The 16601-nt window shown below is 36.4% G+C and carries 19 protein-coding genes; all 19 read right to left on the bottom strand.

All coding sequences use genetic code 11. The features are described 5' to 3' along the window. Window positions 1–1086 carry a chemotaxis response regulator protein-glutamate methylesterase gene (locus LG276_RS10315; RefSeq protein ID WP_263624372.1) on the bottom strand — a complete coding sequence of 362 codons (1086 nt, stop codon included), beginning with the start codon at window positions 1084–1086 and terminating at the stop codon, window positions 1–3. Beyond that, window positions 1086–1958 (bottom strand): MinD/ParA family protein, encoded by an 873-nt coding sequence (locus LG276_RS10310; RefSeq protein ID WP_224938614.1) that lies wholly within the window; start codon window positions 1956–1958, stop codon window positions 1086–1088. Before LG276_RS10310 ends, LG276_RS10315 begins: the two co-directional genes overlap by 1 nt. Further along, window positions 1951–3081 carry a flagellar biosynthesis protein FlhF gene (gene flhF, locus LG276_RS10305; RefSeq protein ID WP_224938613.1) on the bottom strand — a complete coding sequence of 377 codons (1131 nt, stop codon included), beginning with the start codon at window positions 3079–3081 and terminating at the stop codon, window positions 1951–1953. The genes LG276_RS10310 and flhF overlap by 8 nt, the downstream gene beginning before the upstream one ends. After that, a complete protein-coding gene (gene flhA, locus LG276_RS10300) occupies window positions 3081–5114 on the bottom strand; it encodes a flagellar biosynthesis protein FlhA (RefSeq protein WP_095369514.1) in 2034 nt (677 codons plus the stop codon). The genes flhF and flhA overlap by 1 nt, the downstream gene beginning before the upstream one ends. A gap of 73 nt (window positions 5115–5187) precedes the next feature. After that, complete coding sequence (flhB, locus tag LG276_RS10295; RefSeq protein ID WP_224938611.1) at window positions 5188–6273, bottom strand: flagellar biosynthesis protein FlhB; 1086 nt, start codon at window positions 6271–6273, stop codon at window positions 5188–5190. A 3-nt stretch (window positions 6274–6276) separates the two neighbouring features. Then, the gene (fliR, locus tag LG276_RS10290) at window positions 6277–7053 is read right to left on the bottom strand and encodes a flagellar biosynthetic protein FliR (protein WP_224938610.1); all 777 of its coding nucleotides are present in this window, start codon (window positions 7051–7053) and stop codon (window positions 6277–6279) included. Window positions 7054–7060: 7 nt separating this feature from the next. Continuing rightward, window positions 7061–7330, bottom strand: a complete 270-nt coding sequence (gene fliQ, locus LG276_RS10285) for a flagellar biosynthesis protein FliQ (RefSeq protein ID WP_095369517.1) — start codon at window positions 7328–7330, stop codon at window positions 7061–7063. Between the two features lie 19 nt (window positions 7331–7349). Continuing rightward, complete coding sequence (fliP, locus tag LG276_RS10280; protein ID WP_224938609.1) at window positions 7350–8015, bottom strand: flagellar type III secretion system pore protein FliP; 666 nt, start codon at window positions 8013–8015, stop codon at window positions 7350–7352. Beyond that, window positions 8008–8682 (bottom strand): flagellar biosynthetic protein FliO, encoded by a 675-nt coding sequence (locus tag LG276_RS10275; RefSeq protein WP_224938608.1) that lies wholly within the window; start codon window positions 8680–8682, stop codon window positions 8008–8010. Before LG276_RS10275 ends, fliP begins: the two co-directional genes overlap by 8 nt. A 20-nt stretch (window positions 8683–8702) precedes the next feature. Continuing rightward, window positions 8703–9068, bottom strand: a complete 366-nt coding sequence (locus LG276_RS10270) for a response regulator (protein WP_095369520.1) — start codon at window positions 9066–9068, stop codon at window positions 8703–8705. A 17-nt stretch (window positions 9069–9085) separates the two neighbouring features. After that, window positions 9086–10300 (bottom strand): flagellar motor switch phosphatase FliY, encoded by a 1215-nt coding sequence (gene fliY / locus LG276_RS10265; RefSeq protein ID WP_224938607.1) that lies wholly within the window; start codon window positions 10298–10300, stop codon window positions 9086–9088. Beyond that, a complete protein-coding gene (gene fliM, locus LG276_RS10260) occupies window positions 10293–11288 on the bottom strand; it encodes a flagellar motor switch protein FliM (protein WP_224938606.1) in 996 nt (331 codons plus the stop codon). The genes fliY and fliM overlap by 8 nt, the downstream gene beginning before the upstream one ends. Before the next feature lie 69 nt (window positions 11289–11357). Continuing rightward, complete coding sequence (fliL, locus tag LG276_RS10255; RefSeq protein ID WP_095369523.1) at window positions 11358–11771, bottom strand: flagellar basal body-associated protein FliL; 414 nt, start codon at window positions 11769–11771, stop codon at window positions 11358–11360. Next, window positions 11764–11988, bottom strand: coding sequence for a flagellar FlbD family protein (locus LG276_RS10250; RefSeq protein WP_224938605.1), 225 nt, complete (start codon window positions 11986–11988; stop codon window positions 11764–11766). The genes fliL and LG276_RS10250 overlap by 8 nt, the downstream gene beginning before the upstream one ends. 43 nt (window positions 11989–12031) lie before the next feature. Then, window positions 12032–13519 (bottom strand): flagellar hook protein FlgE, encoded by a 1488-nt coding sequence (locus tag LG276_RS10245; protein WP_349773837.1) that lies wholly within the window; start codon window positions 13517–13519, stop codon window positions 12032–12034. Window positions 13520–13560: 41 nt separating this feature from the next. Next, window positions 13561–14190 (bottom strand): flagellar hook assembly protein FlgD, encoded by a 630-nt coding sequence (gene flgD / locus LG276_RS10240; protein ID WP_224938604.1) that lies wholly within the window; start codon window positions 14188–14190, stop codon window positions 13561–13563. A gap of 12 nt (window positions 14191–14202) precedes the next feature. Next, window positions 14203–15510 carry a flagellar hook-length control protein FliK gene (locus LG276_RS10235; RefSeq protein ID WP_224938603.1) on the bottom strand — a complete coding sequence of 436 codons (1308 nt, stop codon included), beginning with the start codon at window positions 15508–15510 and terminating at the stop codon, window positions 14203–14205. 15 nt (window positions 15511–15525) lie between these two features. Next, window positions 15526–16146: a MotE family protein gene (locus LG276_RS10230; protein ID WP_224938602.1), complete on the bottom strand. Its 621-nt coding sequence runs from the start codon at window positions 16144–16146 to the stop codon at window positions 15526–15528. An 8-nt stretch (window positions 16147–16154) separates the two neighbouring features. Continuing rightward, window positions 16155–16598 carry a flagellar export protein FliJ gene (fliJ, locus tag LG276_RS10225; protein WP_224938601.1) on the bottom strand — a complete coding sequence of 148 codons (444 nt, stop codon included), beginning with the start codon at window positions 16596–16598 and terminating at the stop codon, window positions 16155–16157. Window positions 16599–16601: the final 3 nt, after the last annotated feature.

The following is a 16601-nucleotide window of genomic DNA, read 5'->3' as shown; positions in this document are numbered from 1 at the left end:
TTAAACATACTTCAAGATTGTAGATGAGACATTTTGTAACTCTACCACTTCATCAGCTAATCCATTATCAACTATCGCTTTTGGCATCCCGTAAACGATGGCTGTTTCTTTCGATTCGGCAATAATTGTTGTTTTCGTTTTCTCTTTTAACTTTTGTGCTCCCTTTTTTCCATCTACGCCCATTCCGGTCAATACGACAGCTACCTGTCTATAGCCCTGCAATTCACTAAATGAAGCAAATAGCATATCGGCAGATGGACAATGCCCCACTTTTTTCTCCGGTGGTAATAAATGAGCGAAAAGAAAACTGCCTTTTTGATTTATAGTAAAATGTAAGCCGCCTTTAGCAATATAAGCCACACCTTTCTCCAACTTTTCTCCATCTTCTACTTCTTTCACCGTAATATGAGTCATTTGATTCAATCGGTTTGCTAATGAATGGGTGAAATACGGTGGCATATGTTGAACAATCAGTATTGTTGCATTTATATCTTGCGGAAAACTTTGTAAAATAGATTGAATGGCTCTTGGCCCTCCTGTTGATGCAGCAATTGTAACGAGTAAAGGTTTTTTCTCTCTTAATACTAAATGCTCACCCTTTAGTTCTATATTACTATAAACAGCAGATGTTTTTATGTTTTTATGGGGTTGATTTATAGGACTAATTAACGATTTCATGTTTGTTTGTCGGGCTATTTTCACTTTTTCTATTAAATCATGCTTGATTTTATATAAATCTAAGGAAATTGGACCCGATGGCTTTTCTATAAAATCAAATGCGCCATATTTAAATGCTAGTATCGTATGATCTGTACTTACTTTCGCGGCACTAGATAACATGATAACTGGTAGAGGTTTATTTGCCATTATTTTTTGCAGCGCCTCAAGTCCATTCATAATAGGCATTTCAATATCTAGTGTAACGACATCAGGCTGTTTTTGAATCACTTCACGGACGCCCTCTTCCCCATTCCTCGCTACACCTATTACTTCTATTAGTGGATCTCCAGATAAAAAATCGGTAATTAGCTTTCTCATAAATGCTGAGTCATCAATTACAACTACCTTTATCTTACTCACACCCATCACCTCCTACTTAAAAGCAAATGTTTTAAACGCTGGATAAAAGAAGTACTGCTTCCTTGTTCCACTCCTTCTATTTCATTTAATAATTGAGAAGTAATGAGTGCTAATTGTTTAGCAGCTTGTCCTTGTCGATCCAATTGGACAAAAGGGACTTGGTGTTGAACGGCTTTTTTCACTTTTTTATCTTCAAACACACATCCTAAATATACAATTTCCAATTGTAAGAACTTCTTGACTACTGCCGAAATACGTTCGTATGCTTCACCAGCTTGCTGTATTTCATCAACGCGATTCATAATCATTGAAAATTGAACATCCGACTGATTTCGGGCAATTTGTTTTATCGCACCGTAAGCATCCATTATAGCTGGAGGCTCTGGTGTTGTAACAACGATCACTTCTTTAGAAGATGAAATAAATGAAACAGCTTCCAAACTCATCCCTGCTCCCATATCTAAAATGATGAAATCATATGTCCTTAAAACGACACTTAAATCATCAAGGAAGTTTTCCACCTTTTGTTTATCCAGTTGCAATATATTTGAGAGTCCTGAACCACCGGCAATCATATCAATACCTAATGGCCCCTTTTCTATTAACTCATAGAATGAGCGCTTTTCATGAAAATAATCAGCTAAAGTAAACGGAAAAGAACGACCGATTAGAATATCTTGATTCCCCATACCTATATCCATGTCAATTAACAAGACTTTCTTCTGTTGCTCTTTCAATAAAATGGATAGATTCAAGGATATATTTGACTTCCCCACGCCCCCTTTACCACTAATCACAGAGATGACACGACCTTCTTGATTGATAAAGGGTTGATTATTCCTTAAATGATCACGTAGTTTAGCTGCTTGATCATACATAAGCCGAATCCTTTTTGAGAACGATATTCAAAAATTTCTCCTTTGTCATCTCTTGCAAGTCTTCGGGTACTTCTTGTCCATTTGTCATATAAGCAATCCCTTTTTGAAAACGAAATACCATTTCTCCTAGTGCATTTAGGTTGCTTGTTTCATCTATTTTAGTAAATAGGAAACGGTCAATGTCCATTTTGGTAAATTGCTCATAGATCTCTTTCATATCTTCTACTTTTGCAGTAAGTGACAGCACTAGGAACGTCTCAGTCGGAGAATCAGTGGCTTTTGTTACAGAGGAAAGCTCCTTTATATTTTCCTCGAGACGATAATTCCTTCCTGCTGTATCTATAAATATCACATCGTAATGAGCAAACTTCTCTACTGCATGTTGATAATCTTCAGCAGAATAGCAAACCTCTAGAGGTGCATGGAAAATATCGGCATATGTTCTTAATTGCTCAATAGCAGCAATACGATACGTATCAGTTGTAATAAATGCTACCTGTTTCTTATGCTTTAATACCGCTTCAGCAGCCAGTTTAGCAATGGTAGTTGTTTTCCCAACCCCTGTTGGACCTACCAGTTTAATTAATTTATTATTAAAAGTAATACCGCCAAATGAAATACCTTCTAGTTTACTAGTCAGATATTCTTCTATCCATTCTGTCACCTTGCTATCACGTAATTGCTCTGATTCTTTATACCATCTCGATAATAGATGGTCTGTCATCTCACTTATAAGAAATGCTGGCAATTCCAAATGGTGTAATCGTTCAATCATTGTTTTAACATCTGTTGGCACGATTTCAGTTTGCCTATGTAAATTGTCTGACTTTTCTTTCATTAGCCCTTTTACTTCATTCAACTGCGTAATTATTTGTTGCATATTCTCTAACTCACTTGAAGAAGTCTGCGTATGAAAGGCTGGTGGTTGATCAGATTTATGCTGCTTTGCCTCAGGGTCGACACCTGCCATAATCTCTAGTTGCTCCTTTTTAAAGAGACCGAGAAATCCCGTTGCTTTTTTAGTTTTTTTCGTCTGTAAGATCATGGCATCTGGTCCTAAATCTTTACGTATTCTCTCTAATCCTTCTGCCATTGTATTAACAGTAAATTTTTTCACTTTCATTATAGATTCACCACTCCAACGCTTTGTACTTCTGCATTAGCTTCAATCTCATTGTAAGAGAGAATAGGCACTTGAGGAAAATACCTTTCCGTCAATTGTCTTACATATAAACGAACAGCAGGTGAACATAAGACCACTGGTGTATGATTCAACATAGAGCTTTGTTCGATTTGGTTTGCGAGAGACTCTAAAATCGTTTGTGTTTGTGTCGGATCTACCGATAAAAAACGCCCCTGTTCTGTTTGCTGAATCCCATCAGCAATAATCTTTTCTACTTTTCCAGATAAAGTAATCACTTTTAACGATTCACCTTCATCATGAAATTGATCGGTGATTTGCCTAGCAAGTGCTTGGCGAACATACTCCGTTAATAAATCTGTATCAGTTGTCGATCTAACAGTATCTGCTAAACTTTCAAATATCACTGGTAGATTCTTAATAGAGATGTTTTCTCTAAGTAATTTCGCCAGCACTTTTTGAATATCTCCCGTTGTTAAAGGCGTCGGTGTGACTTCTTCCACCAATATAGGATAACTTGATTGTAAATGATCGATTAATTGCTTCGTTTCTTGACGACCTATTAACTCATGAGCATTATTTTTAATCACTTCAGTTAAATGAGTGGACACAACTGAGGGGGGATCAACAACGGTATAACCGTAAATTTCAGCTTGCTCTTTCGTGTCTTCATTAATCCATTTAGCTGGTAAGCCAAATGAGGGTTCGATTGTGTCAATTCCTTCAATAGAATCTTCCTCTACACCTGGACTCATGGCTAGATAATGATCTAACAAAAGCTCCCCTTTGGCCATGACATTCCCTTTTATTTTGAGTCGATACTCATTAGGTTGTAATTGAATATTATCTCTAATGCGAACGACAGGGATGATAATTCCTAACTCTATGGCTAATTGCCTTCTAATCATAACGATTCGATCAAGTAAATCGCCACCTTGATTCCCATCTGCTAGTGGGATAAGCCCATAGCCAAATTCAAATTCTATCGGATCAACATTTAATAGATTAATCACACTCTCAGGGCTTTTCATTTCATCTGTTTGCACTTCTTCTTCAATTTCTTGTAATTGTTCTTTGTCAGGTGCTGGTGTTTTAGAAATAAAATACCCACCTGCTATTAACAAGCCTGCGATAGGAAGTGTTAATAACAATCCAATCGGTGTAAACACACCTAAGAAAAGAATAGTCGCGCCGGCAATATAGAGCATTTTAGGATATGAAAATAATTGCCCAGTTATATCTGATCCAATATTCCCCTCTGAAGCTGACCTAGTGACAACTAAACCAGTAGCAGTAGACATTAGAAGAGCTGGTATTTGGCTCACTAATCCATCACCAATTGTTAACATAGAAAAATGAGTGGCAGCCTCTCCTATTGGTAAACCTAATTGCGTGACACCAATGATAATTCCAACGATTAAATTTATTAATGTTATAATAATTGACGCAATGGCATCGCCTTTTACAAATTTACTTGCACCATCCATCGCTCCATAGAAATCTGCTTCCCGCCCGATTTTTTCACGACGATTTCTAGCATCTTGTTCAGAGATCATCCCAGCATTTAAATCTGCATCAATACTCATTTGCTTTCCAGGCATTGCATCCAAAGTAAATCTTGCTGCAACCTCAGAAACCCGCTCAGTCCCTTTTGTAATAACAATAAACTGAACGATAACGAGAATGATGAACACAACTAAACCGACGATTACGTTACCTCCAGTAACAAAGGAACCAAATGTTTCAACCACTTTTCCCGCATCACCTTCGGAAAGGATGGCACGCATCGTAGAGACATTCAACCCGATGCGAAATAAAGTCATTAAAAGAACAAGCGATGGAAATATAGAAAATTCCAGTGCTTCCTTCATACTCATGGCCATGAGTAAAACCATAAGTGCGAGCGCCATATTAATGATAATTAAAATACTTAATAGCCAATGGGGAAAAGGAATGATGAGCATAGCAACAATTAGAATAACGCTCAACAACACCGATAAATCTTTTACAGCCATCTGATTCTCTCCTAACGATATATAAAACAATCTATCTCTCCATCTTTTGATAGATGGTTATTTTTAATAGTTATCATTTCTCCAATTGGTTTTTCACTTTATATACATAAGCTAAAACTTCAGCAACCGCTTTAAAAAACTCTTCAGGTATACTCTCGCCAATATCAACTTGATCATAAAGGCCTCTAGCAAGCGGTCTATTCTCTACCATGATTACTTTATGTTCATTAGCGATTAATTTTATTTTCTGTGCGACATGGTCGACCCCTTTAGCTGTAAGAATAGGTGCGTCTGCTTTCGACTCATCATATTTCAAACAGATAGCATAGTGAGTGGGATTGGTAATGATGACATCTGCTTTTGGCACTTCTTGCATCATTCTTCTTGTCGCCATCTCCCTCTGCCTTTGCTTAATTTTAGATTTAATTAAAGGGTCTCCCTCCGAACTTTTATGTTCATCTTTTATATCTTGCTTTGACATTCGTAAATTCTTTTCATAATCATATTTTTGGTATAAATAATCTAATATTGCTAGAACCAATAACGCTAAGGAAGCAAATATCCCCATTTGGATGGTTAAATCAATGACTGTTTTCATTGCAGCCCCTATTGTTTTTTGTGAAAGAATGAGAATCTCGTCAATTCTTAACCACAAAATCGAAAAAACAACGACGCCAATGATACTAATTTTAAGAATCGATTTTAACAATTCAACGATGGCTCGGAGAGAAAAAATCCTCTTAAAGCCTTTAATCGGATCTAACTTCTCAAGCTTCGGTTCAACTGGTTTTGTCGTAAATAACACGCCAACTTGTATATAATTTGCAATGATTCCTGCGATAAGGGCCACTATCATAATTGGGCCGACAATCATAATTAGTTCTTTTAAGATGTCCAATAAAATCTTAAAAACAGATGCTTCCGTTACATCAAGTAATAAATATTCATTAAAAGAATGCTCAAGCATTGTGATGATGGAAGTTTGCAGAAAATCTGCGGCAAAGAAAAAGAACATAAAAACAGCTAGTAACATAATAGCGGTATTTACATCTTGGCTTTTTGCAACTTGCCCCTTCTTACGATTATCTTGTTTCTTTTTCGGTGTTGCTTTCTCTGTCTTTTCTCCAGCAAAAAGCTGTAAATCGAGTGTGAGAAACATTTTTTATGCCCCTCCCATCAAGTTCATCAAGCCTCGTAAGAAATACAACATTTCTTCAAACAGTTTTGATACAACTAACATCATCACACCCATCACAATAAATAAGATGATGAAGCTTACACCAATTTTCAACGGTAACCCGACAACAAAAACGTTTAGCTGAGGGAAAGTTCGAGCGAGAATCCCTAATGCCACATCAACAAGAAATAAACAGCTGACAACGGGAATAGCCATTTGAAAGGCAATAACAAACATTCTACTAAAAGCTTTCACCATATATTCAGCCATATTAGCATTTCCAAACGCAATCCACGGTTGATCTAGTGGCACATATTGATAACTATAGAAGATTCCGTCTAATAATAAATGATGACCATTGACCGATAATAGAAATAGAAGTGAGATAATGTATAAAAATTGACCCGTTAGCGGACTTTGTGCACCAGTTTGTGGATCAATGACATTCGCTAGCGCAAAACCCATTTGAAAGTCGATAAAGCCACCTGCTGTTTGAATCGCCGATAATAATAAATAAGCAAGAAAGCCGATAAACAAACCAACCAATGCTTCTTTAAGAATGAGAAAAATATACATATTGTCTATTTCAAGTAATGGTAAATCGAGTGTAAATACCATAATCCATGCAATAAAAAAGCCAAGCCCTATTTTCATTGTATTAGGAACATTCCTATATGAAAAAATCGGCATCATCACAAAAAATGAAGTAATTCTTACAAATACTAATAGGAAACTTGGAAAATAGTTGAATAATTCTTGCATAATAACTTTAACCTATATACCTTGTTAAATTAGAAAGAATATCACTCGTATAGCTAACCATATAATTTAACATCCATGGTCCAAAGACGACTATACCAACTAACACAGCGACAATCTTTGGCACAAATGCTAGCGTCTGTTCTTGAATTTGTGTTGTTGCTTGAAAGATACTCACAATTAAGCCGACCACTAAGGCTAGTAATAATAATGGTCCGCATACAATTAGTACTGCCATTATCCCCTGCTCGGCGATTGAAATTACGGTTTCCGAAGTCATTTCTCTAACATTCCCTTACTTAAAAACTTTGTAGTAGTGATTTCACTACTAAATACCAACCGTCAACTAACACGAACAATAAAATCTTAAAAGGTAATGAGATCATTACAGGTGGAAGCATCATCATTCCCATCGACATTAATACACTGGCTACGACCATATCAATGACTAGAAAAGGAATAAAAATCATAAAACCAATCTGGAAGGCTGTTTTAATTTCACTAATAGCAAATGCTGGCACTAGTGCTGTTAATGGAATCTCCTCGATAGAAGAAGGCTTTTCAGCTCCTGAATAATCTAGAAATAGCTGTAGATCCTTTTCTCTCGTATGAGCACTCATAAACTCTTTTAAGGGAAGGGAAGCTCTATCATATGCTTCCTCTAGATCAATTTCTTCATTGAATAGGGGTGATAATGCTTGTTCGTTAACCTCATGAAAAGTAGGCGCCATCACAAAAAAAGTTAAAAATAAGGCAAGTCCAATTATCACTTGATTGGGAGGCATAGATTGAGTAGCTAATGCCGTCCTAACGAAAGAGAGAACAATCACGATACGCGTAAAGCATGTCATTAATATTAAAATACTTGGCGCTAAAGAAAGTACCGTTAACATTAGTAACAGTTTAATAGATGTTGAAATATTATCGGGTGAACTGTTATTAAATATCTCCATTACTTCATTCATGTTCGTGATTACCTTTCTTCAAGTTTTCAAGTTGGTCGGAACGTTTTTTTTTCATATCTGCCAGTTGTTTACTAAGAATATCTTGAAACGATTGGTTCTTAACTTGTTCACTTTTCGACTTCTTCATTATCTTGAAAGGTTGAGTAAGAAACTGTTTTGCTGGCAATGACTGGTCGCCTTGTTCTTCATAATTTTTTAATAAAGTATCCCGCTCTTCTTTATCAGCGACCTCACTGATGAGTTGTACATTTTCACCAACGCCTAGTATATACACTTTTTCACCTATTTTGACGACTTGCACCGAGCGATTTTGACCTAAGGCAGTCCCACCAAGGTGATTAACGACATTGGTTGATTTATAAGAGCGGCTCTTTTTATTAACAAACTTTAACAATCCATATAACAATCCAACAACAAACACTGTAGCAAAAATCATCTGAATAAAATCCCAAGCGTTTAACCCGACTTCCGCAGTGTCTGCTGTTATTTCTTCTGAGTGTATATTTGGTTCAACCTCATTTTTCTCTGCGGATTTTTCCTCATCCTTCACCATTTCCTCAACACTTCTAGATTCAGCTGACGCAGTCACATGAAGTAACTGCGTCAAAAATAAGCAGGAAATGGTTAGTAGACATATTCTTCCTATTACTTGTTTATACATGTTCATTACATCTCACTTCTTACGGCTTATTGATTCAATGTTTTTGAAATCGCCTCGATAACCCTATCTGCTTGAAATGGTTTAACAATAAAATCTTTTGCACCTGCTTGAATGGCATCGATCACCATCGCCTGCTGTCCCATAGCAGAACACATAATAATCTTAGCTTGACTATTAATCTTTTTGATTTCCTTTAATGCTGTGATTCCGTCCATTTCCGGCATGGTAATATCCATTGTAACTAAATCAGGCATTGTTTCTTTGTACTTTTCAACGGCTTGTAAACCATCTGCTGCCTCACCTACAACCTCAAAACCATTTTTCACCAATATATCTTTAATCATCATTCTCATAAAAGCTGCGTCATCGACAATTAATATTTTTTGAGACATTTTCTATTCCTCCTTGGTTACCTTAACTTTTTAAGACGATCTTGTTGACTGATTATTGAAGTGACCCTTACACCGAAGTTTTCATCTATTACAACCACTTCACCTTTTGCTATTAATCTACTATTTATTAAAATATCTACTGGTTCGCCTGCCAATTTATCTAATTCAATAATTGACCCTTGCGTCATATCTAAAATTTCTCTTACAGATCTTTTGGTACGTCCTAATTCGACTGTTAGCTGCAAAGGTATGTCTAAGAGCATATCCAAATTATTCGTTTGCTTTTCAGCTGGTTGTTGCGAACCAAACTCTAAAAAGTTGGCCGGCTGAATCTGCGCCTGTGCCACTTGTTTTTGCATTGGCTCAGTTGGTTGTTGATAATCATTAGGCTGACTATATGTATCACCATTCTCAGTAGAGCTATGAGACATATCACTCATTGTTAAAGATGAGCTTGTCTCTTTCATCTGTGCAATCTCTTGCGGTTGAACAACATTTGCTTTTTGTTGTTCCATTTCCTTGTCACTTTGTTCTTCAGCTGTTGTTTGTAATAACTCCTTCACTAAGCTTTTGGCAAAGTGATAAGGTAATACTTGCATAATATGAGAATCAATTAATTGACCAATGATGATGCGAAAAGAGATTTTCACTAGAGGATCTTCCCTAGGAATCGTTTCTGCCCCTTCACCTGTCGTTAAATTAAGTATATCAATTGTCGGAGGTGATATATCCACCCTTTTCCCAAAAATAGTGGACATTGAAGTAGCAGCTGAGCCCATCATTTGATTCATTGCTTCTTGCACCGCACTTAAATGAATATCTCCCATATCTGGCGATGGTTGACTTCCATCACCACCAAGCATCAAATCGGCAATGATTGATGCATCATGTTGATTAATAACAAGAATATTCGTTCCCTTGAACCCTTCTGTATAATTCACCTTAATGGCAACATAAGGATGGGGGAATTCTTCGATTAATTTATCATATTCAATAACAGAAACAGAAGGAGTCGTTATTTCTACCTTCTGATTTAATAACGTAGACAAAGCTGTCGTCGAACTACCAAATGAAATATTACCTATTTCTCCAAGAGCATCTTGTTCAATAAGCGTTAGTTCTTGCCCTTTGTCTTGCTCTTCTGGAGCAGAACGAAAAAATGTTTCGTTCTCGTCTCCCGTTCCTTTTAACAATGCATCAATTTCATCTTGTGAAAGCATATCATTACTCATTTTCTTCTTCTCCTTTCACAAAATCCAAAATTTGTACAGCCATTTTTTTATGGACTTTCCCAGGTTGTCCTGTGAATTTTTGAATTTCGCCAACTTTAATCTGCATCGGTTCGTTAATGCCCTGATCCAACTCAATCACATCACCAATTGTTAAATCTAAGAAATCTTCAATATTAATATCCGTCGATCCTAATTCACAGACAACGGGAATACTGGCCATCTCAATATTCTTTGTTAATCGTTCTATCTCTTCAGGCTCTCTGTTCTTTACATCTGATTCAATCCAATATCTTACTGATAACTTTGGCATAATGGCTTCTAATGCCACATGCGGGATACAAATGTTAATCATTCCACTCGCCTCGCCTATTGTGGCAGTGAGAGATATTACGACAACTGTTTCATTAGGTGAGACCATCTGCAAGAATTGAGGATTGACTTCAAAATCTGCATAACTTGGCTCGATGTCTATTACATTACTCCAAGCCTCTTTCAAGAGAAGAAAAGCTTTCGAAAACGTATTAGACATAATTTTTGTTTCTATCTCTGTTAGGTTTTCTACTTTATTTAAGCTAGATCCTTTGCCACCCATCATGCGATCCATTAATGCGTATGCGATATTGGGATTTACTTCGATCAATATTTTCCCATCAAGTGGTGGCACATCGAAAACATTAAGGATTGTCATTTTTGGAACAGAACTAATAAACTCTTCATATGGAATTTGATCAGTAGACGTCACTGAAATTTGCGCATAAGTTCTTAATTGTGCAGAAAAGTACGTTGTTAATAACCGAGCAAAATTTTCATGAATCCTTGTTATGCTTCTAATTTGATCTTTAGAGAACCTAAGAGCACGTTTAAAATCATATGTTTTAATTTTGCGCTCACTCTGTTCCTTTTTCAGTTGATCAGCGTCCATCTCTCCAGTTGAAAGGGCTGATAGAAGCGCATCTATTTCACTTTGCGATAAAACTTCTCCTGGCAAAAAAGTCACCTCCATATCTTTGAATTAAACTCTTATTTTTAAAAGATGAGTAATCTGTCAGCAATTATGTTATTGGAGGATTGATTCAGTTATATAGATTTTTTCAATTTTGCCCGATTCCATCAGGTCATTTATTTTTTTTGTTAAATTTTTCTGTAATAATAGTTGACCATCTTTACCTCTTAAATCATCTGCTTGCATTTCTGATAACTCTTGGATCATTAAGTTCTTCACTTGGAAATCTCTTTTCTCTAACTCTTCTTTCGCCTTTTTACTCTCCACTTGGATAGTAAAAGATATCCGTATATAATCGTCACTTGCTAGATTTGTCGTAATCTGGTCAATAGAGACAGTGCGTTCAAGAATATCATCAATAGAAGACTCATTTGCATCCTTTGCAAATACATCCGTAAAGTAAAATAACGAACCACTAATAACTAGTAACAATGACAGAATTCCAACGATGAGCCATTTTTTATTCATCTTCACCGTTCTCCTCCCACATAGAATGAGCTTTAATCATACCAACAGCCTGGTAGAACTGCTGAATCCTTTCCACTACTTCTAATTCATTTTCCTTCACAACATACTTTTTACCATTGGTAAGTGTGATTGTTGTATCAGGAAATGATTCGACTGTTTCGATATAAAACGCATTTAACCTAAACGATTGACCATTTAATCTCGATAATTTTATCAATTTATTGTAATAGGCAAACCTAAGCTTGCCTAAACCTCCCTTTTTAACGTTTCAAGTTAACTAGTTCTTGAAGGATCTCATCAGACGTCGTAATAATTCTTGTATTTGCTTGGAAGCCTCTTTGGGCAGTAATCATTTCAGTAAATTCTTCTGATAAATCAACATTAGACATTTCAAGTGATCCTGCTGCTAAGCTCCCTCTTCCGTCACCTGCCATACCAATATTAGCCACACCTGAGTTGGCAGAAGCTTGATAAAGGTTATTACCAGCTTTTGTTAACCCTGAGCTATTGCTAAATTTGGCTAAAGCGATCGTTCCAAGAATATCGATAAGACCATTTGAATAGACACCATTAATTTCACCAGATGCACCAATGTTAAAGCTTTCCAGTTTCCCTTCCGTATAACCATCAGGGAATACATTGGCATTCGATGCTCCTTCTACTTGTGTAAGTGCAGAAAAATCAAGATTAACTAATAATTGACTTTCATCTTCAGCCGTTGCCATATTATCTGTTACACCTGAAGGAACTGGTATTCTAATGCCTTCTTTTAACGCATCAGCACCTACGATTTGTCCATTGGCATCAAAGCTTAATGTAAGATTATCCTCAGGTTGGGTGGGTGCCGTAACATTAAACGTCCAAGTACCATTTTCTTTCACATTTGATACATCAATTTGTAAGCCATGGGCAGATAAGACGCCATTCTCCACTGCAGAAGCATCTACAGTTACCTCACCATCAGGTGTTGAAATCGTATATACATCATTATTTAACTCAACTTCCCATTCTCCTGTTTGTGTCCCCTTGTAACCTTCTGGATTTTTCACACTAATATTTCCAGCGTCTTCATTTGAACTTGTGATTGTACCAACAGAAGATGGTTTTGGCTCTTCATCAAAAAAGACACCCCAGCTATTTTCGCCCACCTTTTTAAAGTACACAGTTGACGCATGGGCATTGCCATTACTGTCAATTGTTTTTATTTGTTGATTGAATACCGTTCCAACATTCGCATCTTTTGCTAGATTTCCTTGGATAGTGATTGATTCTGTTGTTACTGAAGGAAGGGTGGCATTCACATTTACAACCACATCACCTAATACACCGTTGCTATTATATGCCTGTACTTTTAAACCCTCACTATTCACTAGACTGCCATCATCATCCAAATAAAAATTACCTGCGCGCGTATAATACTGGGCGCCGCCTTGCTGAACGATAAAGTAACCATCTCCTTCAATGCCTAAATCCAATGCTCTACCGGTCGTTTGCATACTCGATCCAGAGTGAATAACATCGATAGTAGCCAAAGTAGACCCTAGGCCAACTTGTGTTGCATTTCGCCCCCCACGTAATTCTGTCGGCGAGGATGGACCAGCCACCATTTGATTCATTGCATCTTTAAATGTCACTCTACTCTTCTTAAAACCGGCAGTATTAACATTGGCGATATTATTACCAATTACATCTAATTTTGTTTGAAAATTCTTCATTCCACTGATCCCTGAATACATTGAGCGTAACATTGCATTTCCTCCTTTAAATCATCAAATATATCATTTCGCTTTTATTCAATTTTCATAATTTGCTGAGGGGTAATTAATTTTTCAGAACCTGAAATATGAAAATATGTTTGTCCATCTTTAAAGGACACTGACTCCACTTTAGCTATTTGATTTTCCCCTTGATCATCCTGATAAGTAATTTCTTTTCCGATTAATAAACTAGATTGAACTAATGTATTCTCATCAATCGTTGGCTGATTTAGTTCAGAAATATTACTTGGTGATAACTCGGTTCCATCTTCAAGAATAAATGTGACAGTAGAATCTTTGAACTGTATGGAAGCAACTTTTCCAGTTCCTTGATCAACTTCCACATTAGCCTCATTAGTATTTAATTTATGCCAAGTAATCTCTTTACCTACAAAATGAGAATAAGATAGTAATTGGTTCTGCTCTTGAATGTTGATCATTTCTTCCATACTTGTTGTCAGATTAGTCATTTGTTCTAAAGAAGAAAACTGAGCCATTTGTGAAATGAATTCTTTATCATCCATCGGGCTTGTTGGGTCTTGATTTTGAAGTTGAACCATTAATAGTTTTAAAAAGTCATCTTTACCTAATGTATTGCTATTACTGGTATTGGCTGCTTGTGATTGTGATAGCAATAAAGAAGAATCAATACTGTTTGTCATATAACGTACCACCTAAACCTTTAGATTTAATAATTCTGCTTCTAATTCATCGAAGAAAGAGGTTGCTTTAGTCTCTTGTTCATCTCTGCCGTTATGACCATCACCATCTTGATTTGGTTGATTCTTCTCTCTTTGATTGAACGATTCCTCTGCATGCTTTTGTTCTAATGAGGTTTGATAAATTTCGATCTTATCGACATTGATATTTTGTGTATGAAATGCTTGTCTGAGAGTTTGTGCGCTAGATTCAAATGCATCTTTGGCTGCCTGTGTACTTGCAATAATTCTAGCAATCATCACTTGATCTTTTTGGACAATTTCTATCTTCAATGTGCCTAAATGTTCTGGTGTGAGTTGTATGCTCAGTTTTTGTATTCCATTAACCGTCGTAAATTTGGCACGAGATAAGGTATTCTCAAACTGTTTTACTAATTGTTCTGCCGGAATTGGTTTTCCATTTTGTGGAATATGCAACTGTAAAGTATCGTTCTTAGAGATTGCAACCGGATTTGTAGGAACTTGCACAGTCTTAATGTCCAGATTTTGATCCTCTATTCCTTTACTAATTGTTGCTCGTATTTCCACTTCTGTTTCCATTTGCTTCTGCTCACTATTTATTAACGTCATGCTTAGTGGTGAATGATTGACCAACTGTTGTGTTCGAAGTTGTGCCTCTTGGGCTTTTAAAGAAATGGATTGAGGTATCGGTACTACTGCTTCGTTTTCTAGTATTTTCACGATGTCTTTTACGAGACCAGCTAATTGTTGTTGATTAAATGGTGATGGTTCTGTTTGTTGATTCATCATTTGTACAAGCTTTATTGTTTGGAAGACGGCTTTGTTCTGAGTGATAAGGTCAGTTGTTTGCGTTTGCGCACGTCCACCTTCCACTGCTGAAACTAACTTTGAAAGAAAATTCTCTCGAGCTTCTGTCGTTTGAAGATCTGTAGAAATATTAGCTTGATTTGTCAACAATGACTGGATATGAGTAAAAATCAATTCCATCTCTTCTTCTTCAATGTTTAATAACTGACTAGCCTGTTCTACAACAAGCGGTTCATCACGTAAGTCGATATACATAAACGGTTGCCATTCTTCCGGCAAATCTTCCCACTCTAATACCCCGAGAAGAGATAGCAAATCATCTTGCTCTGTAACTGTATCTTTCGTGACGTCGCTATTCGGACTGACCGTTTCCACATTTGACAGAACACTCCCTAAAAATTGAGCGAAATCGCCTTTACCCATCTTCTCATTAGCTGATATTTCTTTAGTAGATTGATGGTTATTACTTATAGGTAACAGTGACATGAGTTCCATGAAACATCTCCCTCTTTATTCAGCGGCTTTCTCATCGTCATCTGTGGTAGAAGTATTTTCTACAGACGCTGTTACCAGGCTTGTAAATGAAGCAGCTTTTGTTGGTTCCATTTTTGCCAGTATATCAGCAAGTACTTCAGGTTTTACCTCTGCCAGGATTCGCACCGCTTCTTCTTCATTCATATTAGATAAAATAGGCGCAGCTTTTTTAGCAGCCATTTCTTCATAAGTTTTAATAATGTCACTAAATGCCCGCTTATTCTCTTCTTTCATTAAAACTAATTCGTCTACTCTATTCTCTAATCGTGTTTTTTCTTGGTTTGCTTTATTTAATTCATTATCTTTACTTTCTACTTGATTTTGCAGTTGCTCAATTCTTGCCTCACGGTCATTTACCTCTGCCTCTAGTTCGATCAGTCTATTTTCCATTGTTTGCATCATTTCTGTTTGATCTTCTTCAAAAAGGGTAGATAGAACAGGAACATTTTGACCATACTTTTTCGCCACATCAAAAATGTTATATCCACTTACAGTTAGGATTAATAATCCAATTGCGATAAGTCCAATTAAAGTGGTGGCAATGATCATAAATATCTTAATGACCGGTCTAGACTTTTTCTCTTTGTGACTTTCCATCTTATCACCTAAAGTTCTTTATGGATAAATTGCTGGATTGAAATATCATCCATTTCAATATTTTCTAATCTCTTCATTTCTGATACGTATTGCATCTTCTTCTTATCTTTAATGACTTCATATTTCTTGTACTCTGTCATTTTTTCTGCAAGCTTTTCTTGATAATAGTACATTTGAGTACGGGCATTCATTACTCTTTTTTGATAATGACTAATTGTCTTTTCTAAATTCGAAATAAACTGTTGCTGATAACGCATTTCCACTACTTGTAAACCACTAACTAGTCTTTCTGATTGCAATCTATCTAAATCTTCTTTTTTCTTTAGCAAATCATATAGTTTGGTCGCAGCTTCTTCAAAACGTCTCGTCGCTTGATTATAAATATCCAAAGCTTCATCTTTTTCACGTTCTTTTACATGCATAATTTTCTCGAACTTATATTTAAAAGACATTTG

It is taken from the genome of Cytobacillus kochii (assembly GCF_044790165.1).
GTDB lineage: Bacteria > Bacillota > Bacilli > Bacillales > Cytobacillaceae > Cytobacillus > Cytobacillus kochii.
Note: the sequence above shows the minus strand (reverse complement) of the source record. Positions and strands in the feature narration are given on the sequence as shown.

What these genes read in the sequence shown, in the direction of transcription:
- fliL (WP_095369523.1), bottom strand. Translation starts at nt 11,771, where the DNA reads ATGAATAAAAAATGGCTCATCGTTGGAATTCTGTCATTGTTACTAGTT.
- LG276_RS10275 (WP_224938608.1), bottom strand. Translation starts at nt 8,682, where the DNA reads ATGAACATGTATAAACAAGTAATAGGAAGAATATGTCTACTAACCATT.
- LG276_RS10310 (WP_224938614.1), bottom strand. Translation starts at nt 1,958, where the DNA reads ATGTATGATCAAGCAGCTAAACTACGTGATCATTTAAGGAATAATCAA.
- fliP (WP_224938609.1), bottom strand. Translation starts at nt 8,015, where the DNA reads ATGAATGAAGTAATGGAGATATTTAATAACAGTTCACCCGATAATATT.
- fliY (WP_224938607.1), bottom strand. Translation starts at nt 10,300, where the DNA reads ATGAGTAATGATATGCTTTCACAAGATGAAATTGATGCATTGTTAAAA.
- flhB (WP_224938611.1), bottom strand. Translation starts at nt 6,273, where the DNA reads ATGTTTCTCACACTCGATTTACAGCTTTTTGCTGGAGAAAAGACAGAG.
- flhA (WP_095369514.1), bottom strand. Translation starts at nt 5,114, where the DNA reads ATGGCTGTAAAAGATTTATCGGTGTTGTTGAGCGTTATTCTAATTGTT.
- LG276_RS10245 (WP_349773837.1), bottom strand. Translation starts at nt 13,519, where the DNA reads ATGTTACGCTCAATGTATTCAGGGATCAGTGGAATGAAGAATTTTCAA.
- fliJ (WP_224938601.1), bottom strand. Translation starts at nt 16,598, where the DNA reads ATGTCTTTTAAATATAAGTTCGAGAAAATTATGCATGTAAAAGAACGT.
- LG276_RS10315 (WP_263624372.1), bottom strand. Translation starts at nt 1,086, where the DNA reads ATGGGTGTGAGTAAGATAAAGGTAGTTGTAATTGATGACTCAGCATTT.
- LG276_RS10235 (WP_224938603.1), bottom strand. Translation starts at nt 15,510, where the DNA reads ATGGAACTCATGTCACTGTTACCTATAAGTAATAACCATCAATCTACT.
- flgD (WP_224938604.1), bottom strand. Translation starts at nt 14,190, where the DNA reads ATGACAAACAGTATTGATTCTTCTTTATTGCTATCACAATCACAAGCA.
- LG276_RS10270 (WP_095369520.1), bottom strand. Translation starts at nt 9,068, where the DNA reads ATGTCTCAAAAAATATTAATTGTCGATGACGCAGCTTTTATGAGAATG.
- flhF (WP_224938613.1), bottom strand. Translation starts at nt 3,081, where the DNA reads ATGAAAGTGAAAAAATTTACTGTTAATACAATGGCAGAAGGATTAGAG.
- fliR (WP_224938610.1), bottom strand. Translation starts at nt 7,053, where the DNA reads ATGCAAGAATTATTCAACTATTTTCCAAGTTTCCTATTAGTATTTGTA.
- fliQ (WP_095369517.1), bottom strand. Translation starts at nt 7,330, where the DNA reads ATGACTTCGGAAACCGTAATTTCAATCGCCGAGCAGGGGATAATGGCA.
- LG276_RS10230 (WP_224938602.1), bottom strand. Translation starts at nt 16,146, where the DNA reads ATGGAAAGTCACAAAGAGAAAAAGTCTAGACCGGTCATTAAGATATTT.